Source organism: Chitinophaga alhagiae (assembly GCF_003568665.1).
Classification (GTDB): Bacteria; Bacteroidota; Bacteroidia; order Chitinophagales; family Chitinophagaceae; genus Chitinophaga; species Chitinophaga alhagiae.
Genome location: NZ_QXMH01000003.1, coordinates 285990 through 309078, shown reverse-complemented (window position 1 = coordinate 309078; position 23089 = coordinate 285990). Strand labels below are relative to the sequence as shown.

Genomic DNA, 23089 nt, shown 5'->3' with positions numbered 1-23089 from the left:
TAACCGGTTTACAGTTCCCGTTAATTCAGCTTTCGCTCCTTTCCCGCTTCTGCCCAACTTTACGCCTGTTAACGCAAATCATTCATCTTAAAACCAGACCCCAAAATGAAACTGACGAACGAACCGCTGGCCTATCTCCGGCAGATCATCAAAAACGGCGGCCCCGAAGTACCGCAGTACGAAACGCTAAACCGCGTATTTGAGACCATTTCCGCAGCATTTAGAGCAGGCAATATTTCCGCGGAGGAACTGGACGCGCTGCAACACGGCTTTGGCGGCCACACGATGGATAGTACCATACTGGGCCATGTAAGGGCCAAGCCTTTCGGTTACGCCGGAGACTTCCTCATCATAGACAAAATTTACCGGGAACATGTATCCGCAGACGCGCGTTTCGAAAAGTGGGACAGCTTCTGGCATGGCCAGCCTGCCTGCAGGGCGGTGCGTAACCGGAAAGATTATTTTATCCGCACCATTACGCAGGCGTTAAAACAGCGGCCTTCCCTGCAACTCCTGAACGTGGCCAGCGGCCCCGCCAGGGACCTGGCGGAAGTATACGCGGCCATAGACCCGCAGCGCCTGCGCACTGTATGTGTGGAAGCAGATCAGCATGCCATTAATTACGCAAGGGAATTGAACGAGGCCCATGCTGCGCAGGTGGAATTTGTACACCAGAACATTTTCCGCTACAGCACCGCCGAACAGCATGATATTGTGTGGAGCGCAGGCCTGTTCGATTATTTTGACGATCATATATTTATTAAGCTGCTGCGCCGCTTCATGGCCTGGACAAAACCCGGCGGCGAAGTGATCATCGGCAACTTCAGCGATCAGAACCCCACGCAGAATTTCATGGAACTGATGGGCGAGTGGTACCTGCACCACCGCTCCGCGGCCGCACTGACAGACATGGCCTTACAGGCCGGCGCCCGGCGCAGTGCCATCCATGTGGGCAGCGAAGCGGAGGGCGTGAATTTGTTCCTGCATATAAGGGTATAACCCGGGCGTACCTGCAAACTGCGGGGCTGCTAATGCAGCCTCGCAGTTTGCATAGCAAATTCCTCACACCGCCTCAAAAAATGCTTTCAATTCCCCTACCCAGGCCTCCGGCACTTCCAGCGCCGCAAAGTGCCCGCCCTTAGGCATTTTGGTGAAGCGTTGCACGTTCACCCAGCGCTCCGCCCATTCACGCGGTATGGGCGCTTCACCGGGAAAGCTGGCAACACCGGTAGGTACGGCAACGCGTTTGTAAGATTGCGGCAGGCCGCCCGAAGTATAAATGGCGCGGGTATTTTCCAGGTAGGTGCGCATGCTGCTGTTGATGGTTTCCGTTACCCAGTAGATCATGATGTTGGTGATCAGCTCGTCTTTGGTAACGGCGCTTTCAATGTTGCCGCCGTTATCCGTCCAGGCATTGAATTTTTCCAGTATCCAGGAAGCAAGGCCCGCCGGGGAGTCATTCAGGCCAAACGCCACCGTTTGCGGTTTGGTGGAATGCATCATGTTGTAAGCGCCTTCCGTATACCACCAATGCTGCAGGAACTGGCCGAACTCCTGTTCCGGCGCAGACATCTGTGACCAGTCTTCCTGGCCGGTGCCGTACCCCACGTCTGTCAGGTGAATGGCTTTGACCGCTCCGGGATAGATGTTGGCCATGGACTTGGCAATGCCTGTGCCGAGGTCTCCGCCGGCTACGTAGTAGGTGTCATAACCCAGCACGTCCGTCATCAGTTTGGCGAAAATACCGGCCGTGCGGTCATGGTCACAGGCAACATGGTCGGAAAAGCCGAAACCCGGTATGGAAGGGATCACCAGGTCATATTCCGTGAGCATGGGAATGACCTTGTAATACCGGTAAAAACTGTCTGGCCAGCCATGTACGAGCAGCAGGGGGTGGGGTTTTTGGCCGGTTCCCCTGATGTGGAGAAAGTGAATGTTGATGCCGTCTATACCTGCTTTAAACTGCGGGAACTGGTTGAGCGCCGCTTCATGCTTCCGCCAGTCGTATCCCGTGGCCCAGTACTGCACCAGCTCTTTTAAATAGTCGGGATTGGTGCCGTAATTCCAGCCGGCATTTTCGGGGGCGTCTGCCCAGCGGGTACGTTGCAGGCGTTGTTGCAGGTCTTCCAGCATTTGTTGGGGAACGTCAATTTTGAAGGGTGTTACTGTTTGCATATAGATCAGGTTTAAATGATACGGTAAAACTAACAGGTGTATATGACAACGGTGTGTCAGCAGGTTTTCCGCAAACGAAAAAAAGTGGAGGTATGGGGTAAACGGGCGGGGCCTTACAGCTCCCGGATCATGATATTCCTGAAATCGATGGGCTGCCCTTCGCTCTGCAGGGCAATAAAACCGGAAGAAAGCACCTTCCCGTCGGGTTTCTGCTGGGGATCAAAGTTGTTCACCACCGGCCCGCCGATCTGGGGTTTGGAATATTGCAGCACGGTATCGCCGTTAATAACATGGGTGATCAGTGAATCTCCGTATACGATCAGCTCGGCTTTTACCCATTCGTCCTTCCCGTATGTTTTTGAGCTGGAATTGATGCAGTGGCGGGTATCCAGCTTGCCCTTGTATACAATATGCGTGCCGGGGGAGCACATGTTGCCGGTGGGGCGGGGCTGCCCGTCTCCCAGGCCGGCCAGGAACTGCATTTCCACGGAAATGGGCCAGTCCTGCCCGGCAGGCATGGTGCGCGGGTCTTGGGAATGGTACATCACGCCGCTGTTGAGAATCGTGTAGGAGGGCGCGGTCTTTTCCCATTCGCCCGTGAACCGGTATTCCAGCTTCAGGTGGTAGGAAGAGAATGGCTGTTTGTAATAAAGATGTCCGAATTGCTCTTTAAAATCCCCGTACTGGTCATACCGCACCTTGATCATGCCGTCTTCCGCGCGGAAAGTGTTGCCAAAGTTATCTCCCACGGGGTGGCGGTGTATCTTTACGTACCAGTCGTTCAGGTCTTTGCCGTTGAACAGCGGTTTCCATTCCTGCGCTTTCATGCAGGCAGACGAGAGGAAGAGCAGCAGTAAGAGAGCGGATGATCTTGTCATAAATGGCAACGTGGCTTTGCTTAAAAATAGCAAAAATTATTTCTTTTTCTTTTTTCGTTTGGCGGCTTTCATGGCGGCTTCGTGCTGGTCTATGAGCAGCTGCCAGTTTTCGTTGGGCACTTCTTCCGAAAAGCTGATGGTTTCGCGGTAGTCGTCTTTATTGATCTTCATCACCTGTATGTCTTTGCCGAGGTACTGTTGTATCTGCCGGAGAACAGGTTTTTCCTCCTCGCTGCAGAAAGATACCGCTTGCCCTTTCTGTACCCCGCGGCCGGTGCGGCCTACGCGGTGCACGTAGTTTTCAGGGTCTTCCGGCAGGTCGTAGTTCACCACGTAGTCCACGTTCGGGATGTCTATGCCCCGGGCATTCACGTCTGTGGTAATGAGCACTTTCACGTCTCCTTTCCTGAACTCGTTCATCACGGCCAGCCGGTCTTGCTGTTCCTTGCCGCCGTGCATGATGAGCGTTTGGATGTTCACCCTTTCCATGGCTGCGGCTACCCGTTCCGCCCTTACCTTGGTACGTACAAATACCAGTATTTTCTTTTCCGGGAACTCCTTTACCAGCCGTTCCAGGAAAAAGCGTTTATCGTCCATTTCCACATATGCTACGGAGTGGCTCACATTTTTGGAAACGGGGTCTTCCGGGGAGATCTGTATGCGGATAGGGTTGCGAACAATGGAATACGCCAGGTCTTTGATCTCTTCATCTATGGTAGCGGAGAAGAAGAGGGTCTGGTGATGACGGGGCAGGCGTTTGATCACGTCCCGGATATCGCGGATGAAGCCGAGGTCCAGCATATGGTCCGCCTCGTCCAGGATGAGGGTCTGCACGTAGCTAAGGTCGAGATGGCCCTGGCTGATCAGGTCAAACATACGGCCGGGGGTGGCAATCAGCACATCCACGCCTTTTTCCAGCTTTTTGATCTGGGCCTCCTGTTCCACGCCGCCAAACAGGCCCATAATGTCTACCCGGGTATGTTTGCCCAGCTGTTTGAACACGTCTGATATCTGGATGGCCAGCTCGCGCGTGGGTACCATGACGAGGCACTTTACAGCGCCTTTGGAGCGGGAGCGGCTTTGCTGGTGCATGAGCTGCAGTATGGGAATGGCAAAGGCGGCGGTTTTGCCGGTGCCCGTTTGGGCAATGGCCAGCACGTCATCTCCTTTCAGAATGGAGGGAATGGCCTTGTATTGAATATCGGTGGGCCGTTTAAACCCAAGGTCTTCCAGGCTTCTCTTGATTTCCTCTGCAATACGGTATTGTTCAAATTTCATGCGCTACAGCTTGTGCTAAAGGGTACAAAGGTAGAGAAATGAACGTTATTGCGCGGATGGTTGGGAAATAACGCATACACAGGGGCTGGGGCTCAGTTTTTTCAGGAGAACGTCTTTAACTGTAAAGTGGTGTTTCTGCAGCTGCGCGGTAATGGCGTCCGCAAAGCCCTGGGCCACCTTCATGCTGTCTGTTGGAGGGGGCTGGTGAAAAACGTACAACACCCCGTTGGGCGCTAGGCAGCGGCGTATCAACGGCAGTTCCCTGCCGGGCCCTTTATGGAAGATGTTCACATTGAAGGCAAATACCTTATCAAACTGCCGTTCCGGGAGACCGGCCTCTTCCAGCGTGCCGGCAATAAAAGCCGCATTATTGGTCTCATTGCGTTTCATGGCCTTGTCTATCATGGTTTGGGAGATGTCTATGGCGGTAATAGACCCGCTTTTCAGCCCGGGGGCAATGAGAGAGACCGCTATGCCATGCCCGCAACCAATCTCCAGGATATGGTCTGCCGGATGTACATGCAGCATTTCCACTGCCCAGTTAAATCGCTCGTTCGCTTTCATACGGTCTTGTCATATTATCATTATGAATATATTATATAATTACGAAAATTCCAAACAGCCGGATGTGAGGGATTTGTGCGGTATGGGTGAAAATAAAAAAAGGCTGCCCTTAGAGCAGCCTTTGAATAATTGATGAAGCTATGTTAGTACCAACGGTCCGCGTGGGCCATTTCATAGTCCTGCTTATACCTTTCCGGAATTTTGTTGACCAGCATGCAGCTGGGCTCCAGGCTGGGGAAAATGTCTTCCAGCGTTCTCACTTCGTTCATGAATACACGGCGGTAGATATGGGAGCGCGTGAGCTTTTTGTAATCGTCTATGCCGGCGGCGCCCATCAGTTCCACAAAGGTTTTCACGGTGTCTTCGTGGTAATTGGCCACACGTTGTTTTTTGTCTTCCACCACCAGGCCAATGGTCAGGGCGGGGTCTTGCGTGGCAACGCCGGTGGGGCATTTGTTGGAGTTGCATTGCAGGGCCTGTATGCAACCCAGGGCCATCATCATGGCGCGGGCGCTGTTGCAGGCGTCTGCTCCCAGCGCTATGGCGCGCAGCAGGTGAAAGCCGGAGAGTATCTTGCCGGAGGCTATGATCTTGATATGGTGGCGGATGTTGAAGCCCACCAGCATATTGTGTACAAAGGCCAGCCCGTCCAGCAGGGGCGCGCCAACGTGGTTGGAAAATTCCTGCGGCGCCGCGCCGGTGCCGCCTTCGCCACCGTCTACCGTAATGAAGTCCGGGTAAATGTCCAGTTCTATCATGGCCTTGCAGATGCCTATGAACTCGCTTTTGCGGCCAATGCACAGTTTCATGCCTACCGGTTTGCCGCCGGAGAGCCCGCGCATCTGGTGCAGGAGCAGTATCAGTTCCCGGGGCGTGTTAAAGGCGCTATGGTAGGGCGGTGAATAAATGGTGGTGTTGGGCTTCACGTGCCGGATGGCCGCAATTTCGGGCGTGTTCTTTTTGGCGGGCAATATGCCGCCGTGGCCGGGTTTGGCGCCCTGTGAGAGCTTCAGCTCTATCATCCTGATCTGCGGGGCTGAAGAGGTTTGGGTAAACAGCTCCGGGGAGAAATTACCGTCATCGTCCCGGCAGCCGAAGTAGCCGGTGCCTACCTGCCAGATGATGTCTCCCTTATGTTTGAGGTGATAGGGGCTGATGCCGCCTTCCCCGGTATTATGTGCAAAGTTGCCGATCTTGGCGCCCGCGTTCAGCGCTTCAATGGCGTTGCTGCTCAGGGAGCCGAAGCTCATGGCTGATACGTTGAAGATGCTGGCGGAATAAGGTTGCTTGCAATCCTTGTTGCCGATGGTCACCCGCGGGTTATGGTCCAGCTTGTGAAAGTCTTTCGGGGAAATGGAATGGCTCATCCATTCATACCCTTCTTCATACACGTCCAGCTGGGTGCCAAAAGGCATGGTGTCCATTTCCTGTTTGGCGCGCTGGTAAATGGTAGACCGGTCTATCCGGTTAATGGGCCGGCCGTCTATGTCAGATTCCACAAAATACTGGTACATCTTGGGCCGCAGCGCTTCCATCCAGTAACGCATACGCCCGAAAACAGGGTAGGTGCGCATAATGGAATGGCGGGTCTGCATCATATCATTAATACCCATTACAAAGAGGGTCAGTACTACTGCCAGCAGTACATACCACCAGGGGCTTGCATAAAAGCCCAGCAAAGAACTGCCGATGATGCCAATAATTCCACTGATAATAAATCCTTTCCGCATGTTGGTCTCGTTTAAATCAACGGCAAATTTAGGGAATAAACCGTTACGGCTGAAATGGCTGAAATGCCCGCCCAAACCCGCTATTACCCGCAGAGGATTGAATGTTGTGATAGTATTTCCGGGTATTTATGAACAAAAGCCATGGAAAGCGGGCTTTTTATGGGAAACGTCTAATTTTCCCCGCTTTACGTTATATATAATACCTCCTGCATTTCCGGCGGGCACTTTCCGGTTGGTGCGCCGGCGTGAGCCCGGGAGCTGTTGCTGCGCAGGGCTACCCGTCCCCGCACAACAAATGCTGCATCTCTCACGTTATCCATAGTACCGACCCCGGCAAATTCTGTCGATAGTTAAAGCAGCAGCACCATAAGCATAACAACAGCATCATTCTTGTATCGCTTCACTGCGTGTATACGCATAAAACGGATGTTATGAGACATTTTAAACTGTTATGTTTGCTGGCAGCTATTGTTACCTGCATGCCCGCCTCTGCGCAAGACAGTACCGCAGCCATTCTCCCGGATAATGATATTGTGCTGGACCTTTTTGGCAGAAGCCGGGAAGACCTTTTCTGCAATTACCTCAAAGTATCACGCGGAGAACGGCCGCTGTTCCTGGAAGCGCTGAGCCAGTACGAGACGGAGAAAGACCCTTACATACAGGAAAGGATAGCCCTGCTGAAAGTGTACAACGAAAAATACACGTCGCTGGACGAGCCAATGATGAACTCTCTCACGAAGAACATCATCCGGAACGACAAGGAGTTCGTTGCCCTGCAAACCCGTTTTTACCGTCGTATGATCAAGCTCCTGGGCGGCAACCGCGCGGCCATGTTCTTCCAGTTGGATAATTACCTGGAACTCAGCACCCGCCTGTATATACAGGATGCGCTGCCTTTTATCAGGGAGCTGGAATCTGACCGTAAAATGGCGGTTGCCCGGCTCAAGACGAATATTCACTGACCGCTCCGGAAAATGATCTATCTTTAATGCCGGAAGCACCCGCCTCCCGCGGCTATTCCCACGCGGAAACGAAAGTTAGATCTATTATGCACCGGAAGAACATTCATGTTATCTGTATTCTTTTGATCGGTTTGTTTATCATTACTTCTTGTGAAAAGGAAGAAAGGACCAGTAAAATGGCAGGCATCCTGGAATTTGACATTCCCGGGCTGGGGCTGGATCAGCCTTTTGTGGTCAACCAGCTTGCACGCACGGTTTATAACAGTCCGGACAGTATACATTATGCTACAGACATCCGCGCCCTCAAAGCCACTTTCGGGCTAACGCCCGGCTCCGTGTTGAAAGTAGGGGACTCCGTACAGGTAAGCGGCGTTACCGTCAATGATTTCCGCAACCCCATTACCTATACGGTAGTGGCGGAAGATGGCAAAACAGTACGGAATTACACCGTCAGGGTGATCAAGACGCTTGACCCCAAGGCCGTATCCTGGCAGAAAATGACCGGCCCTGGTTTTGGCCGCTTTCTGGATGCAACGGCCACCGTGTTCGGTACCGCTATCTATACCGCCGCCTTCACCCCGGCTGTGAACACTACCCCTGCCAGCTTCGGCATGTATTACACCAACAACGGCGCCACCTGGATACGGGTAAAGGCGGCAGACAATAAAAAAGATTCTCTTCCGCTGGCCGCGCACGGCCGCATGGCTACCTTCCAGAATAAGCTCTGGTTGCTGGGCGGCCTTACCAAAGACGCCGTGTTGAACAAGATATGGAGCTCTGAAGATGGCACCAGCTGGACGGTATCTGAAGCCACAGATCCCGCCGCAAGGTGGAGCCCACGGGAACGCCTCAACGCCGTAGTGTTCCAGGATAAGCTCTGGGTAATAGGCGGCAGCCTGTTGCCGGCCGGCGGCAATCCTTCCTTGAACGGTACCGCACTCAATGACGTGTGGAATACCGCGGATGGCGTTACCTGGACGAAGGTGACCGCTGCCGCCACTTTCCCTCCGCGTTCCAACCCAGCAGTATTTGTGTATAAAGACCGGATATGGCTCACCGGCGGTATTGACAACAACCAGCAATACCTCAACGATGTGTGGAATACGGCAGATGGCGTTACCTGGACCAAGGTAGCCGCCCAAACCCCGCCGCCCGCGCGCAACGGCCACAAAGTGCTGGTGAATAAGGCCCAGTTGCTGCTCATTGGCGGCGCGGACAACAGCGCCACGTACAACGACCTCTGGGTGTCTGCAGACGATGGGCTGAACTGGGCAAAGATCACTGACCCTGAAGATTCCCGTGCGCTGCCCGCAGACTTTCCCCAAAGAGCATACTTTGATGCCTTTACCAGCAACAAGGTGATCTGGATATTGGGCGGGCAGAACGATGGCGCCGGTGTGCAGGAGGTCTGGAGGGGACAAATGAACTAAGCGGGATGTTATTCCCGGTAAACCAAACGGTCATGCAGGAAAAACTGAAGCAGGAACTGCAGGCGGAACTCAACGCCATACTTGATTTCTGGCTGCGGTACAGTATTGATGAGAAGTTTGGGGGCTTTTACGGAAAGCTCTTTAACAACAACGCTCCTGATCCCTTTGCTATTAAGGGCGCCGTGCTGAACGCCGGTATTCTGCGGGCCTTTGCCGCGGGCTACAGCGCCACGCAGCATCCGCCATACCTGCAAGCGGCCCACCGCGCCTTTTCCTATATGGTGGAATATTTCCTGGATAATGAATATGGCGGCGTAGTGTGGAGTGTAGACTACACCGGCAACCCCGTGGAGACCAAAAAGCAGGTGTACGCCATTGCCCGCGTTATAGATGCCTTTGCGGAATATTACAAGATCACGCAGCACAAGGTAGCGCTAGACAGGGCTATTGGCCTCTACAGCCTGGTGCAACTGTATAGTTATGATTGTGTGAACGGCGGTTATGTGCAGGCTTTCAGCAGGGACTGGAAAGATATCCGGGACCTGCGCATGTTCACCCGGGATGCCAACGAGAAAAAATCTGCCGGTACGCATCTCCAACTGCTGGAAGCATACGTTAATCTTTATGCCATATGGCCGGACGAAGGCCTGAAAACCCATATCCACGACCTGCTGGTAGTTTTCTACGACAAGATCATCGATAAAACATCCGCCCACCTGCAATTGTTTTTCGAGAACGACTGGAAGCTGAAGAGTACGCATATTTCTTATGGGTACGATATGGCGGCCAGCTGGCTGCTGCCCGCCGCCGCCGAGGCCACTGGTGATGAGGCCATGCTGGAGAAGCTGCGCCCGCTGGCGTTGCAAATGGCAGAAGCCGGCAGGGAAGGGCAGGATGCGGACGGCGGTTTCTGGAACGAGTTTGCGCCCGAACATAAACACCTGGTACCGGAAAAGCTCTGGTGGCCGCAGGCCGAAGGCATCATTGCCTTCATCAACGCCTGGCAGCTCAGTAACAACCCCGCTTACCTGCAATACGCGCAGGATTGCTGGCAGTTTGTATGCAGTTACCTGCAAGATAAAAAAGGCGGAGAATGGTTCTGGGGCGTACGAAAAGACAATACCCTGATGGACGAAGAAAAGATAGGGCTCTGGAAAAGCCCCTTCCATCACAGCCGTGCCTGCCTGGAAGCCATGAAACGATTGTAGTACGATGCGGCCGCAAGGTCAAAGTATCCCGTGCTGCTTGGCAAAGTTCAGCAAGCCCGCCGTATTCTTCAGTTCCAGCTTGCGCAAAATATTCTTGCGGTGCGTGTTCACCGTCAGCTCCGAAATAGACAACTGGTTGCCGATCTCTTTACTGGTCAGCTCGCTGCCCACCATTTTGATGATCTCCACTTCGCGTTTGGTGAGGTGGTATTTTTTCATGAACTCGTCAAGAAAGTAAGCGGGTAGCGGCACGGAAGAAGGTGTCAGTTCCTCGAAATAAGGCTGCCCCGCAAGAATGCCTTGTATGGCCCCCTGCAGTGCGGCGGCAGACGCATTTTTCAGCATGTACCCGTCTGCGCCCAGTTTCTTTACTTCCGCCAGCAGCTGCGGCTGGTTATAGTTGGTAAGCACCAGTATCTTAAGATGCGGAAATTCTCTTTTCATAATGCCGAGGGCGCGGATACCGTCTATCTGCGGCATGTTCAGATCCAGCAGCACCAGGTCTACCCGTGTTTCCGCCAGCCGGGCCAGCAGGGCGCGGCCATTGTTCACGGGTTCCAGTATTTCCCAGTCGGGGTTTTGCTGCAGCACAACTATGAGGCCGTCTGTCAGTAACTGGTGGTCGTCTGCAATGAGTAAGCGGGTAAGCATAATTCAGTTTACGGTTTTACAGGTAATGGTAGTTCAATGTTCACGAGCATGCCGTTGCCCGGTGAGCTGTCTATGTTCATGATGCCTTCCAGGTAGGCCACCTTGGCGCTGATGCTGCGCAGGAAACCCGCACCGTCAGGCGGCAGGTGCATGCCTTTGCCATTGTCTTCCGCCAGCAGGGTGCAGCTGTCTTCCAGCTCCACCAGCTGTAGCAGTACATTGCCCGCGCCGGCATGTTTCAGTATGTTCTGCAGCAGTTCCTGCACAATGCGGTATAACGTATGCAAAAAGTTGGGCGGGAACTCTTTCTCTTTTGAGAAGCCGATAATGACCAGCTCTATGTGAATTTTGCCGGAGGCATTGGCCAACTGCACCATGTCTTCAATAGCATGCCGCAGCCCGTATTTTTCCATGGCCACGGGGGTGAGCTGGTGGCTGATGTTGCGCACGGTGCTGCTGATGTCTTTCAGCAGCAGGGCGGCCTGCGCCGTTTTACCGGCGTTCACCTGCAGGGAGGTGAGAGACAGCATAGCGCCAATTTCATCGTGCAGGCGGTCTGCGAGGGCCTTCCTTTCTTTTTCTTCCACCGTTACAATGGTGTCTGTCAGTTCCTTTTGCTGGCGCGCCAGTTGCAGTAGCGCGGTCTCTTTTTCTCTGCGGTAGCTGTTGAAGCGGGCGGCCAGGCCAAAGGTGATGATGATCATTTCCAGTACTACGCCCAGGAACACGCCGTAGTGGGCCACAAATTCCGGCAGCTTCACCCGGCCCAGGTGGTACAGATTTTCCAATACCACAAAAACGATGAATACCCCTGTAGCCAGCAGGTAAATAAGGGCTGCGCTGTTTTTATGCCGTACCTCCCGCACCAGCAGCCAGCCCATGAAACCCACTACCAGCAACGAAAAAACGGGTAGTGCCTGCTGGATGAGCAGGCTGGCCTGTACAAAGTCGGTATACGGCACCGGCCAGAGGATGAGCACGGCAAAGAGCAGCCATACGGCCTGGAAAACCCTGATAGGCCAGGTTTTCCGTATGCCCAGGTAGGCAATGAGGAACTGCAGGGTGAGCGTAAGGGTCAGCACCACGAACAAGGCGCGGGCACGGCTGGCAAAGAAAACGGAATCAGGCCAGAGGTAATGGAAGCCCAGGCCCTTGTTGCTCCATATCCACAGCAGCACGGCGGCAACGTAGAGCGCATACCAGCCGTATACCCCGTCGCGCGTGGTAAGGTAGAGGAAAATACCGAAGAGGATGATGAGCACAATAACGCCTGTAAAAATGCCATTCACCAGCGTTTCCGTTACCTGCTGCCGCTGCAGCGCGTCACGGGTACGCAGGAAGAGCGGGGCCTGCAGGGACTCATGGTGCTTGTCTGCTTTCAGCAGGTACAGCGGCGCGCGGGCCGCCAGTGGAAAAGCAAAGGTATTATAGCGCAGCGGGCGCTGGGCAAAAGGATGGAAATCTCCCGTAACATACAACAGGGCCGCGGTATCTGTTACCGCGTAAAACTCCAGGTGGTTAATGTGCGCATTGTCTGCCACCAGGTACCATTCTCCCGCTGGCGGTGGCTGCGTCAGCGCCACCCAGAAAACAGACTTCGTAAAACCGGGATTAAGGTAAGCGGAGGGCAGGGGCCTGAACTGGCCGGCTTTGTACGCCGCATGCACGGCCCCGGCCTGCATGGTGCGGCTGGTATCTTCAAACACCCCGAACACGGGTAGCTGTGCGGCCGCCATCAGGCGTAACAGCAACAGGCAGGTTAGTAAAAGCGCTCTCTGCATGTGGGCATGGGATAAGACAGCCAGCAAGATAAGAAAAAATTACCGCCCTCTTCTCCACCCGAAAAACCATACCCAGGCTATGAACACCAGCTGCATGGGCACGCGCAGCCACAGGTATTCAGGGCCGGGGCCACCGGTAGTGGCGGTCTGGTAGTTGATGTGATGCAGCGCCGCGTAAATATTGGCGGGCAACACCAGTATAAAAAAAATGATCAGCAGCAGGGCGGCCGTACGGCGGTAATGCTGAAAGAGCAGGCCTATGCCGCCGGCAATTTCCAGCAGGCCGGTGATGAACACCAGCCCTTTTTTGAAAGGAATGAAAGACGGCATCATCATTTCCATGCCGGCCGGGTAAAGAAAATGGCCCAGTGCCGCAAAACATAACATGGCGCACATGGCAATGCAACCGCTGAGATAAGGGTTCCATACCCTGGTGATCAGTTTTAACGCCACCAGGGCTATGCCAAATGTAACGAGCAATACCAGCAGCACTATCATTCCGTAAAACAGTTTTATGTTGTTGAAATACCATGCCGGATGCACCAGCGCCGTAAAAGTACCCCATATTTTGGCAATGTCAGTTACCTGCTGTATTTTTATATGTAGAACATATCTACATACATAAATCCACCCCTTATGAAGAACACTATTCTACTGGCTGCCTGGCTGATGCACCTGGCCTGCAGCAAATCCCCGCAGGAAAGTGCCGCCACGTTACCGCCAGCCCTGGCCGCGGCTAATGTACAGGCCGCCGCCTCACCGGTGCATACCAGCCTTTTGCTGTTCAACGGCGGCAATGAAAGCATTTACCATTCTTTCCGCATCCCTTCCATCGTCAAAACCAAGAACGGCACCCTCATTGCCTTTGCGGAAGGCCGCCGCTGGAGCCCCAGTGACTGGGGAGACATAAACATCGTGTTCAAACGCTCTACCAACAACGGCGCCACCTGGTCTGCCCTCGGAGAAGTGGCCGCAGCCGGTAACGGCACCTGGGGCAACCCCACAGCGGTGTACGACTGGCACCAGGGCACCAACGGCAGGGTATGGCTGTTCATGTCCTGGAACGATGGTACCAAAGCCGCTTGGGCAGACATACAGGCCTGGGGAGACCGGCGGGTGTTTTCCGCTTATAGTGACGATCATGGCGCTACCTGGTCAACCCCGCAAGACATGAGCGCCACCTTGCTACCGCCTTCCTACACCTGGGATGCCATGGGCCCCGGCATCGGCATACAAACCGTGACCGGTACGCCCGGCCGCCTCATCATACCCGCGTACGGCAGAAATATCTACAGCGACGATCATGGGCAAACCTGGCACTACCAGCTCATCCCCGGCGGTACAGACGAAGGCACTATTGTAGAACGGATGGACGGCTCTCTGCTCCGGAACGACCGCCCCGGCACCACGCTCTGGAACGCCGCCAAGCGGCGCCGCAAGTCGGTAGGCACCATAGCCGGCGGCTTTGCAGCATGGACGGTAGACAATACCCTGAACGACCCGAAGTGCGAAGGCTCCATGATCCGTTATAATACAGACACGCCGCACCGCATTATTTTCCTCAATCCTAACACTACAGACAAACGCTGCAACATGACCGTGCGCATCAGCTACGATGACGGCGCCACCTGGGCCAAAAGCAGGCAGATCTATAACTGGAACACCTGCGATTATGCGGCCATCACCATCGCAAAGGGCGGTTATTCCAGCATGATCAAAACGGCAGATTACTGCGTGGGCGCGCTCATAGAGATCAATGAAGACGTGCATGCCAGCAGCACCAGCAACAAATCAATAGAGTTTCACAAATTCAACCTTCCCTGGATATTAAACGGCACAACAGAACCATGATCCCATTACGCGCCCGCGAAATACGCGGTAACTGGGCTACATTGATATTGCCCGTGAACGAAGACGAAAGTATTGACCTTACAAGACTGGCGGAGGAAATAGACCAGTTGATCGTTATGCGGGTAGACGGTATTTACTCCAACGGCACCGCCGGTGAGTTTTACAACCAGACAGAACAGGAGTTTGACGCAGTGAACGCGCTGCTCGCGGAAAAATGCAACAAGGCGGGCATGCCCTTCCAGGTAGGCTGCAGCCATATGAGCCCGCAGGTATCGCTGGAGCGGCTGAAGCGGAGCCTGGACTGGGAGCCATCCGCCGTGCAGGTGATATTGCCGGACTGGTTCCCGCCTTCCATGGAGGAGATCATTGCATACCTGCGCGTAATGCAGCAGGCCGCCGGCCCGGTGCCGCTGGTGCTGTACAATCCTCCGCATGCCAAAAAGCGTTTAACGCCCGCAGATTTCAAGGCCATCCGCGAGGCGGGCGTTACGCTGGCCGGCTGCAAGCTGCCCGGTGGCGATGAGTCCTGGTACCGCAACATGCTGGGCCTCAACCCGGAGCTGTCTGTTTTCATCCCCGGCCATCACCTGGCCACCGGTGTGCAGCGCGGCGCGCACGGGGCGTATTCCAACGTAGCCTGCCTGCATCCGGGCGTAGCGCAGCAATGGTATAATACCATGCTGGTCAACATGCCTGTGGCACTGGAGCTGGAAGCCCGCATACAGCAGTTCATGACGGAACATATTGTGCCGTACATCACGCAGCAGGGTTATTCCAACCAGGCGGTAGATAAGCTGCTGGCCGCGGTAGGCGGCTGGGCCAACGTAGGCACACGGCTGCGCTGGCCTTACCGCTGGGTACCCGAAAAAGAAGTGGCCGCCGTGCGGCAGGCATGCCAGAATTTGCTGCCGGAATTTTTTGAATAAGGTGGTTATGTTAACCCCATGTTGCCGCTATGTTACCACATGGCAAAACCATAATATTCTCCATTTTTATAACGGTTTTCTCCATTTCATAAAGCAGGGCAGCACGATAAATTTATGCCGTTAGGGATCACGTAGCCGTCTGTTAATTTCACAAGAGATCACGTAGAGGTCAGCTTTTTTCACCGAACTAAAACACTTACATACACGTTTCGCCTGGTTATATTCTTAGCTGGAACCCGTGTTGCATGCCCGGCATCTCCATTATCCACGTAATAATAAAAACAAATCCAATGACCTTCGTTATGAACGCCCATGGCGCGCCTCCCGGCATATGCCGGTGGATGCCGCTGCAATTGCCGGTTAAATGCATGGCAATATTGTTATTGTTCCTCTGTGCCCTTACGCCGGCCTTTGCTTTTGATGTAACCATCAAAGGCAAGGTGACCGATCAGAACGGCCAGCCCCTGCCCGGCGTAACCGTGGTGGTGAAAGGCACTTTCGCCGGCGCGGTAACCAACGCGCAGGGCATGTATGAATTAAAAGCGCCAGATGGCGCCAAAGTGCTGGTCTTCAAGTTCATCGGCATGCAGGAGCAGGAGATCGAGATCGGGAAACGGGTTGTGATAGATGTGGTGATGGCTGCTTCCGTGCAAAACCTGGAGGCCGCGGTGGTAGTGGGCTACGGCACGCAGAAAAAGACGAACCTCACCGGCGCGGTATCTACCATCAGCGCCAAAACGCTGGAATCACGCCCGGTATCTAACGTAGCGCAGGCGCTGCAGGGCATTTCTCCCGGCCTGAACATTTCGCAGAGCGGAGCGCTGGCCGGCAGCATGGAAAACCGGCCCTCTATCAACATCCGCGGGGTAGGTACTATTGGCCAGGGCTCCAGCGCCGCGCCGCTGGTGCTGATAGACGGCATGGAGGGAGACATCAATTCCATCAGCCCGCAAGACATCGATAACATTTCCGTACTGAAAGATGCGGCGGCTTCATCCATCTACGGCTCCAGGGCGCCCTTCGGCGTTATCCTCATCACTACCAAACAGGGCAGGGCGGGCAAGACCATTATAAACGCCAGCGCCAACTACCGTTCCAGCCGCCCGGTGCTGATCCCGAAAACGATGGACTCTTACACCTTTGCCAATTACTTTAATGATGCCAACGTCAACTCCGGCCGGGGTGTTTACTTTACGCCTGAAAGGGTGCAGCGCATCAAAGATTATATGGACGGGAAAATAAAGACCACCATTATTCCCCGCCCCGGCCAGCCCAACATCTGGGCAGACGGGTATTATGAAGGGAATGATAACGTGGATTGGTACAAGGCGATCTATAAACCGCATTCCCCGGCGCAGGAATATTCCCTCAGCGCCAGCGGCGGCAAGGAGAACATCACGTATTTTCTCTCCGGCAACTTTCTTGACCAGAAAGGTTTTATGCGTTTTGGCGAAGACAAGTTCAAACGGTACAACCTCACCGCGCGCATCAACGCGAAATTGACAGACTGGGCCTCCATTGCGTTCATTCAGCGCTTCAGCCGCGAAGAGTTTGAGCGCCCCAGCAGAATGACCAATAACATCAACCAGGTAATAGGTACGCAGGGCTGGCCCATGTTGCCCCTGTATGATAACAACGGCTTTCTGTACGATTCGCCTTCGCCGGCATTGGGCCTGCGCGATGGCGGCCGTGGCGCCAAACAGTATGATGTGAACTCCCAGCAGCTCAAGCTCACCATTGAGCCGCTGGCAGGCTGGAAAATATTTGCAGACCTGAACTACAGTGTAGACAACGATTTCTATCACTGGGATATTCAGCAGCTCTTTAACCACGATGTAGCGGGCAATCCCTACCTGTACCAGTCCGCTTCTCACGTGCATGAAGAGGCCGGCCGTACCAATTACCTGAACGCCAATATTTATTCAGAATACGCCCGTTCATTTGGCCAGCACAATTTCAAGGTGTTGGGCGGTATGCAAATGGAAGAGACCAAAACACGCTGGTTCACCGCGCAGCGGGAAGGGCTGATAGTGCCTTTGCTGCCTGTGCTTGACCTTACCTCCGGCAACGATGCCAACGGTAAGCCGGTGCCTCCCGTTGCGGGCGGCAATAACCAGAAATGGGCCACGCAAGGCTTTTTTGGGCGTCTGAACTATGACTACAAGAGCAAGTACCTGTTGGAAGTAAACCTGCGGTACGACGGTTCTTCCCGCTTCCGGGAGGATATGCGCTGGATGTACTCTCCCTCCGCCTCCGCCGGCTGGAACCTGGACAAGGAAGCGTTCTGGGCCCCGCTTGAAAAATATGTGAACCAGTTCAAGGTCCGCGGCTCCATTGGCGAGCTGGGCAACCAGAACACTACAGACTGGTACCCTACGTACACCACCATGCCCGTATGGAGCTCTAACGGCAGCTGGCTGGTGAACGGCGCCAAGCCCAATACAGCTTCCGCGCCCGGCCTTATCAGTTCCAACCTCTCCTGGGAAAAGGTGAGAACGTGGAACGTAGGTGTAGATGCTGCCTTTTTGCGCAACAGGCTCACCGCCACGGTAGAATATTATACGCGCTATACGCTCAACATGATAGGCCCCGCGCCCGAACTGCCGGTAATACTAGGTACAGGCGTGCCTAGGTCTAACAATACAGACCTGAAGACCATGGGCTGGGAGTTGGAACTGAACTGGAAAGACCAGCTCCGCAACGGCCTGGGTTACTACGTAAGGCTTACGCTCTCCGACAGCAGAACGAGAATAACCCGTTATCCCAACCCCACCGGCGCCCTGAATACTTACAACAGCGGCCGCTTGACGGGCGAAATTTGGGGATACCAGACCATCGGCATCGCCAAAACGCAGCAGCAGATGGACGACCACCTGAAGGCATTGCCTAACGGCGGGCAGGATGCACTGGGCAATAACTGGCGGGCCGGAGACCTGATGTTTGCAGACGTGAATGGAGACGGCAGGATCTCCAACGGTGCTAATACCATCGGGGACCACGGAGACCTGATACTGATCGGCAACAACTCGCCGCGTTACCTAACCGGGGTGGATATTGGGGCAGACTGGAAAGGCATTGACTTCAGGGCTTTCTTCCAAGGTGTGCTGAAACGCGATTACTTCCAGAACAGCTATTATTTCTGGGGTGCATCCAATACCATTTATTCCTCCGCCGGTTTAACAGAACATACAGATTATTTTCGGGACGATCCCAATCACCCCCTGGGCCTCAACCTGGACTCCTATTACCCGCGTCCGCTGTTCAGCACCAAGAGCCAGGTGGTACAATCAGGCTACTTGCAGAACGCGGCGTATCTGCGGCTGAAGAACCTGCAGGTAGGCTATACGCTGCCCGCTTTGCTTACAAGAAAAATAGGGGTGCAGAAGCTGCGTGTATACGCATCCGGCGAAAACCTTTTCACCATTACCAAAATGGCTACCATGTTCGACCCTGAAACGGTAGACGGTGGTTACGGCGGAAGCGTGTACCCGCTTTTCAAGGTATATGCCGTTGGCCTGAACCTCACTTTCTAACACAAACTTGCAAACAATGAGATCAACATACATTCTGATAATTGCCTGCGCAGCGCTGCTGATGGGCGCATGTAACAAAAAGCTGGAAATAGCGCCGCCGTCAAAAGTGACGCCTGAAAATTACCTGGTAGAAGAATCACAGCTGGCCGCGTATGCCATCAAGCTATACGAGAACCTGCCCATATTTGGGTATTTTGACCGCGATGTACATACAGATGTGGCCGCCCGCCGTGTGTATGACGGCAGGTATACGCCAGGCCAGTGGAGAACGGGGCAGTCTGGCGGTGTCTGGTCTTTTACCACCATCTTCGAGTGTAACTATTTCCTGGAAACAGTGTTGTCGCGGCTGGAAGAGAAAAAAATAGCCGGTAACGAGGCCAATATCAAACACTACATTGGCGAAGTGTATTTCTTTCGCGCATGGGCCTACTTTAACAAGCTGGACTCGCTTGGGGATTTTCCGATCATCAAAACTACCTTGAAAGATGACAAGCAACTGCTCACCGAAGCCAGCAAGCGCGCCCCGCAAACGGAAGTAGCCCGTTTCATTTTGTCTGACCTGGACTCCGCCATCCTGCTCATGGGTGCCAATGCGCCCACCGGCGGCACTAACAGGTTGTCAAAAAAATGTGCGCAGCTGCTGAAATCCCGCGTAGCGCTGTACGAAGGTACCTTCCTCAAATACTTCAAAGGCACGGCGTACGTACCCAACGGGCCGGACTGGCCGGGTAAAACAAAAGATTACAACGCCTCCTACGCATTCCAGTCCGGCAGCATAGAAGGAGAGATCTCCTTCTTTCTTGACCAGGCCATGCAGGCCGCCAAAGCCGTGGCGGATGCTGTTCCGCTGGTGACCAACAGCATGACGGGCCGCCTGCAGACCGCCAACCAGGCTTTTGCGGAAGCCAGTGAGGCCAATCCTTATTGCAGGATGTTCAGCGCCACAGACCTTGGTACTTTTAGTGAAGTGCTGCTCTGGCGGGACTATGACCTCGGCCTCGGCGTCAGCAACGGCATTCCCAACAACGTGCAGGCCGCGCACAACTGGGGTTTCACCCGGGGGTACGTAGACGGTTTCCTGATGGCCAACGGCCTGCCCATTTATGCGCCCGGCTCCGGGTATGAAGGAGATGATTCCATCCATCTGGCAAGGGTAGGGAGAGACGGCCGCCTCTGGCTGTTCCTGGCGCAACCGGGGCAGATCAACATCCTCAAACCTTCTTCTCTCGGTACGCACGCCACACCGGTAGTAGGCTACCCGGACATCCTGAACCTCATCGGCAACCATGACCAGGTGACCGGCTACATGAGCCGCAAAGGCAATGTATATGACGGTGCGCAGCTCGGCAACGGCAAGGGAGATGTGGGCAGCATCGTATACAGGGCGATAGAAGCCTATTTCAACTACATGGAAGCCTGCTTCGAAAAGAACGGCTCGCTGGACGGTACGGCCACGGCGTATTGGGAAGCCATCAGGCTGCGTGCCGGCGTAGACCCTGATTTCCAGAAGACGATTGCCGCCACGGAAATGCCGAAAGAAGCGCTGAACAACTGGGCCGCGTACTCCGCCGGTACCCTGATAGACAAAACGCTCTACAACATCCGCCGGGAAAGGGCCTGCGAACTGATAGGGGAAGGGCTGCGGTATATGGACCTGCGCCGCTGGCGTGCAATGGACCAGATGATCAATACGCCTTACCATATTGAAGGTTTCCGGCTATGGGGCCCTATGAAAGACTGGTACAAAGCCGCTGCGCTTACCTATAACATCGGGGACAAGAGCACCGTATCTGACCCGGCCCTGAGCCCATACCTGCGGATCTATCAGAAAACGCAGTCCGTACTGGCCTACAATGGCTACCGCTGGGCTATGGCGCATTATTTCAGCCCCATTGCCATGCAGCACTTCCTGATCACCTCGGAAGGCGCAGATGTCAGTACATCACCCATCTACCAGAACCCCGGCTGGCCCACGGAGGCCAACAGGCCGCCGTTAGGGTATTGAGTATGGGGTTACCACTCCATCCCCTGCCTGTTCCGTATCCTAAATAAATACGGAACAGGTACGGGACGGATATGGTTGTACCGAAGTACACACTCCATGAGCAGCATTGCCACTGCCAGAGGCGTTTTGAATAGCCAACTGCGCGGCTCTTATTTGTAGCATTCCATTTTACCGCTTCTGCCGGCTTCCGTCACATGAACTCCCCGCTTCGTCACATTCCGGCCCGCTATTTGCTCCCCTGCGCTAGTTTTGTACGAAATAAAAAAGATGAGACCCGTTTTACTGGCACTGTTCATATGCGCGCTTCAACCGGCAAAGGCCCAGCAGCCTTTCACCCTCCATGGCACTTTCAAAACACCGTATACCGGCAAGGTATACCTGCGTTATAATAAGCAGAACCACCCCGGTACCACGCAAAACGGGGCCTTTACTTTTACGGGCAGCATCCTGCAGCCTGTAAAGGCCAGTATTGTGCTGGATGTGCCGCGCCCCACCGCGCGCACGGAGTTTTTTATAGACCCCGGTGAGCAGCGGGTGGTGGTGGATACGGCTTCCCGGGTAATGGGCGGGGACGAGTACCTCAGCATTTCCGCCGTGGTAACAGCAGGCGGCCGCTCACAGGCGGCGCTGGAGAGAACAGAGGGGGAGATCAGCGGCAAGATGCAGGGCATAGGGGATACCTATATCCGGAAAAGGATGATGAAAGAAGAGCTGACCCGCCGATTCTGCGAAGACCCCGGCAGCATTGTGCTGCTCTCCCTCATCAGCGATCATGCTTCCAATTTCACCGCAGACGAGCTGCATGCGCTGTACCAGCTAACGGATGATACCTTGCGCAGGTCTGCCTTCGGTGAAAACATCAAGGCGCTGGTAGATAAAAACGCCGCGGCCCTGGTGGGAACGGTGATCCAGGACTTTGCCCAGCCTGACGTGAACGGGAAGAGCCTTTCGCTGGCCTCCCTGCGGGGAAAATATGTGCTGGTAGATTTCTGGGCCTCCTGGTGCCAGCCCTGCCGGAGCGAGAACCCGGCCTTGCTGAGGACCTATCAGCGCTTTAAAGGAAAAGGGTTCGAGATACTCGGCGTTTCGCTGGATGCGCAGAAGGCCTCCTGGCTGAAGGCTATTGCGGACGACGGGCTTCCTTGGCTGCAGGTATCAGACCTGCGGGGCTGGCAGAACGAGGCCGCCAAACGCTTCAAAATAAAATACATTCCTGATAACATCCTCATAGATCCTGAGGGCCGCATCATTGCAAAAGACCTGCATGGCGATGCGCTGGCGCAAAAGTTGCAAATGGTGCTGGGCATCTGACCCGGCTCACAGTACATCCGCATGCGGTAGTAGTATTGAGTGACAGGCAATACCCGCCGTGCCCCCTCAACGGTGTACGCTATAAGGCATTCACCTCAGTTTTGCCTGCAGGCGCTCCTTTACTCCGCCCAGCCATTCTTCTTTCAATATGCTGAGCACAATGCTGCTGCGGCGTTTGCCGTCATGTTTCACCAGGTTGCTGCGCAAAACGCCTTCCACGGTGCAACCAATGCTTTTCATGGCGGCAATGCTTTTTTGGTTGGTATGGTCTGCCCGGAACTCTACCCGTTCCACGCCCAGCGTTTCAAAAGCATATTGCAGCAGCAGGAACTTGCAGTGTTTGTTCAGTCCTGTGCCCTGGAAATTTTTACCATACCAGGTGTAACCCAGTTGCAGGGTAGCATGCGCGGGCTGAATGTCGTAGTAACGGGTGCTGCCGGCCCAGGCCTGCTGTTTTTTGTCGAACACGATGAAAGGATATTCCTTGCCGGCGCGGCGTGCGTCTACCGCTTGCTGAATGTAGGCGGCCATGTTCTCTTCGCCGGCGGCGGGAGACATGGAATATTGCCACAACGCCGGTTCGCGCAACGCAAAAGGGAGCAGCAGGGGCAGGTCTTCCGTCGTTAGGGGGCGTAACAGTGCCGCTTCATCTTCCAGCACTACATCCGTTAAAAGTTGTTGCATGGTATTACCGTTTTGCCCGCACAAGATACGATGAAATGCCGGGGCTGCCACGCGTTGGCCATTTGATGAATACGGTTGATCATTTAGCCGCGGGGCGGCGTTGCGGCAGGGAATATCTTTGC

At 54.5% G+C, this 23089-nt stretch carries 18 protein-coding genes; 9 read left to right on the top strand and 9 right to left on the bottom strand.

Features of this window, described 5'->3' with window-relative positions; all coding sequences use genetic code 11:
* Window positions 1-105 precede the first annotated feature (105 nt).
* Entirely contained in the window at window positions 106-999 is an 894-nt protein-coding gene (locus D3A97_RS17540; RefSeq protein WP_119079827.1) for a class I SAM-dependent methyltransferase, read from the top strand.
* A gap of 63 nt (window positions 1000-1062) precedes the next feature.
* Here D3A97_RS17540 and D3A97_RS17535 read toward each other — a convergent pair whose 3' ends face one another.
* From D3A97_RS17535 to D3A97_RS17515, 5 genes are all read right to left on the bottom strand, one after another.
* Entirely contained in the window at window positions 1063-2175 is a 1113-nt protein-coding gene (locus tag D3A97_RS17535; RefSeq protein ID WP_119079826.1) for an epoxide hydrolase family protein, read from the bottom strand.
* A 113-nt stretch (window positions 2176-2288) separates the two neighbouring features.
* A complete protein-coding gene (locus D3A97_RS17530; protein ID WP_119079825.1) occupies window positions 2289-3053 on the bottom strand; it encodes a 3-keto-disaccharide hydrolase in 765 nt (254 codons plus the stop codon).
* A gap of 36 nt (window positions 3054-3089) precedes the next feature.
* Window positions 3090-4331 carry a DEAD/DEAH box helicase gene (locus tag D3A97_RS17525; protein WP_119079824.1) on the bottom strand — a complete coding sequence of 414 codons (1242 nt, stop codon included), beginning with the start codon at window positions 4329-4331 and terminating at the stop codon, window positions 3090-3092.
* 45 nt (window positions 4332-4376) lie between these two features.
* Complete coding sequence (locus tag D3A97_RS17520; protein ID WP_119079823.1) at window positions 4377-4895, bottom strand: class I SAM-dependent methyltransferase; 519 nt, start codon at window positions 4893-4895, stop codon at window positions 4377-4379.
* A 143-nt stretch (window positions 4896-5038) separates the two neighbouring features.
* Window positions 5039-6625 carry an FMN-binding glutamate synthase family protein gene (locus tag D3A97_RS17515; protein WP_119080162.1) on the bottom strand — a complete coding sequence of 529 codons (1587 nt, stop codon included), beginning with the start codon at window positions 6623-6625 and terminating at the stop codon, window positions 5039-5041.
* Between the two features lie 431 nt (window positions 6626-7056).
* Here D3A97_RS17515 and D3A97_RS17510 point away from each other — a divergent pair, with 431 nt between their 5' ends.
* The 3 genes from D3A97_RS17510 (at window position 7057) to D3A97_RS17500 (ending at window position 10225) form a co-directional block, all read left to right on the top strand.
* Window positions 7057-7587, top strand: a complete 531-nt coding sequence (locus tag D3A97_RS17510) for a hypothetical protein (protein WP_157986606.1) — start codon at window positions 7057-7059, stop codon at window positions 7585-7587.
* A 122-nt stretch (window positions 7588-7709) separates the two neighbouring features.
* The gene (locus tag D3A97_RS17505; RefSeq protein WP_157986605.1) at window positions 7710-9017 is read left to right on the top strand and encodes a Kelch repeat-containing protein; all 1308 of its coding nucleotides are present in this window, start codon (window positions 7710-7712) and stop codon (window positions 9015-9017) included.
* A gap of 32 nt (window positions 9018-9049) precedes the next feature.
* Window positions 9050-10225 (top strand): AGE family epimerase/isomerase, encoded by a 1176-nt coding sequence (locus D3A97_RS17500; protein WP_119079820.1) that lies wholly within the window; start codon window positions 9050-9052, stop codon window positions 10223-10225.
* Between the two features lie 18 nt (window positions 10226-10243).
* Here D3A97_RS17500 and D3A97_RS17495 read toward each other — a convergent pair whose 3' ends face one another.
* The 3 genes from D3A97_RS17495 to D3A97_RS17485 are packed head-to-tail and all read right to left on the bottom strand — an operon-like array spanning window position 10244 to window position 13155.
* Complete coding sequence (locus D3A97_RS17495) at window positions 10244-10876, bottom strand: response regulator (protein WP_119079819.1); 633 nt, start codon at window positions 10874-10876, stop codon at window positions 10244-10246.
* Window positions 10877-10884: 8 nt separating this feature from the next.
* Window positions 10885-12657 (bottom strand): sensor histidine kinase, encoded by a 1773-nt coding sequence (locus D3A97_RS17490; RefSeq protein WP_119079818.1) that lies wholly within the window; start codon window positions 12655-12657, stop codon window positions 10885-10887.
* A 39-nt stretch (window positions 12658-12696) separates the two neighbouring features.
* Window positions 12697-13155, bottom strand: coding sequence for a DoxX family protein (locus D3A97_RS17485; protein WP_119080161.1), 459 nt, complete (start codon window positions 13153-13155; stop codon window positions 12697-12699).
* A 138-nt stretch (window positions 13156-13293) separates the two neighbouring features.
* Here D3A97_RS17485 and D3A97_RS17480 point away from each other — a divergent pair, with 138 nt between their 5' ends.
* From D3A97_RS17480 to D3A97_RS17460, 5 genes are all read left to right on the top strand, one after another.
* Window positions 13294-14508, top strand: coding sequence for a sialidase family protein (locus tag D3A97_RS17480; RefSeq protein ID WP_119079817.1), 1215 nt, complete (start codon window positions 13294-13296; stop codon window positions 14506-14508).
* Window positions 14505-15434 carry a dihydrodipicolinate synthase family protein gene (locus D3A97_RS17475; RefSeq protein ID WP_119079816.1) on the top strand — a complete coding sequence of 310 codons (930 nt, stop codon included), beginning with the start codon at window positions 14505-14507 and terminating at the stop codon, window positions 15432-15434. Before D3A97_RS17480 ends, D3A97_RS17475 begins: the two co-directional genes overlap by 4 nt.
* A gap of 290 nt (window positions 15435-15724) precedes the next feature.
* Window positions 15725-18967 (top strand): SusC/RagA family TonB-linked outer membrane protein, encoded by a 3243-nt coding sequence (locus D3A97_RS17470; RefSeq protein WP_198674048.1) that lies wholly within the window; start codon window positions 15725-15727, stop codon window positions 18965-18967.
* Window positions 18968-18983: 16 nt separating this feature from the next.
* Complete coding sequence (locus D3A97_RS17465; protein WP_119079815.1) at window positions 18984-20972, top strand: RagB/SusD family nutrient uptake outer membrane protein; 1989 nt, start codon at window positions 18984-18986, stop codon at window positions 20970-20972.
* Between the two features lie 267 nt (window positions 20973-21239).
* Entirely contained in the window at window positions 21240-22283 is a 1044-nt protein-coding gene (locus D3A97_RS17460) for a TlpA disulfide reductase family protein (RefSeq protein WP_119079814.1), read from the top strand.
* A gap of 90 nt (window positions 22284-22373) precedes the next feature.
* On the opposite strand, the gene D3A97_RS17455 is transcribed toward D3A97_RS17460, so the two are convergent.
* Window positions 22374-22967, bottom strand: coding sequence for a GNAT family N-acetyltransferase (locus D3A97_RS17455; protein WP_119079813.1), 594 nt, complete (start codon window positions 22965-22967; stop codon window positions 22374-22376).
* Window positions 22968-23089 lie beyond the last annotated feature (122 nt).

Excerpts from the sequence above, each read along its gene's own strand:
- D3A97_RS17540 (WP_119079827.1), top strand. The coding sequence starts at position 106 with ATGAAACTGACGAACGAACCGCTGGCCTATCTCCGGCAGATCATCAAA.
- D3A97_RS17535 (WP_119079826.1), bottom strand. The coding sequence starts at position 2,175 with ATGCAAACAGTAACACCCTTCAAAATTGACGTTCCCCAACAAATGCTG.
- D3A97_RS17530 (WP_119079825.1), bottom strand. The coding sequence starts at position 3,053 with ATGACAAGATCATCCGCTCTCTTACTGCTGCTCTTCCTCTCGTCTGCC.
- D3A97_RS17525 (WP_119079824.1), bottom strand. The coding sequence starts at position 4,331 with ATGAAATTTGAACAATACCGTATTGCAGAGGAAATCAAGAGAAGCCTG.
- D3A97_RS17520 (WP_119079823.1), bottom strand. The coding sequence starts at position 4,895 with ATGAAAGCGAACGAGCGATTTAACTGGGCAGTGGAAATGCTGCATGTA.
- D3A97_RS17515 (WP_119080162.1), bottom strand. The coding sequence starts at position 6,625 with ATGCGGAAAGGATTTATTATCAGTGGAATTATTGGCATCATCGGCAGT.
- D3A97_RS17510 (WP_157986606.1), top strand. The coding sequence starts at position 7,057 with ATGAGACATTTTAAACTGTTATGTTTGCTGGCAGCTATTGTTACCTGC.
- D3A97_RS17500 (WP_119079820.1), top strand. The coding sequence starts at position 9,050 with ATGCAGGAAAAACTGAAGCAGGAACTGCAGGCGGAACTCAACGCCATA.
- D3A97_RS17495 (WP_119079819.1), bottom strand. The coding sequence starts at position 10,876 with ATGCTTACCCGCTTACTCATTGCAGACGACCACCAGTTACTGACAGAC.
- D3A97_RS17490 (WP_119079818.1), bottom strand. The coding sequence starts at position 12,657 with ATGCAGAGAGCGCTTTTACTAACCTGCCTGTTGCTGTTACGCCTGATG.
- D3A97_RS17485 (WP_119080161.1), bottom strand. The coding sequence starts at position 13,155 with ATGATAGTGCTGCTGGTATTGCTCGTTACATTTGGCATAGCCCTGGTG.
- D3A97_RS17480 (WP_119079817.1), top strand. The coding sequence starts at position 13,294 with ATGAAGAACACTATTCTACTGGCTGCCTGGCTGATGCACCTGGCCTGC.
- D3A97_RS17475 (WP_119079816.1), top strand. The coding sequence starts at position 14,505 with ATGATCCCATTACGCGCCCGCGAAATACGCGGTAACTGGGCTACATTG.
- D3A97_RS17470 (WP_198674048.1), top strand. The coding sequence starts at position 15,725 with ATGACCTTCGTTATGAACGCCCATGGCGCGCCTCCCGGCATATGCCGG.
- D3A97_RS17465 (WP_119079815.1), top strand. The coding sequence starts at position 18,984 with ATGAGATCAACATACATTCTGATAATTGCCTGCGCAGCGCTGCTGATG.
- D3A97_RS17460 (WP_119079814.1), top strand. The coding sequence starts at position 21,240 with ATGAGACCCGTTTTACTGGCACTGTTCATATGCGCGCTTCAACCGGCA.
- D3A97_RS17455 (WP_119079813.1), bottom strand. The coding sequence starts at position 22,967 with ATGCAACAACTTTTAACGGATGTAGTGCTGGAAGATGAAGCGGCACTG.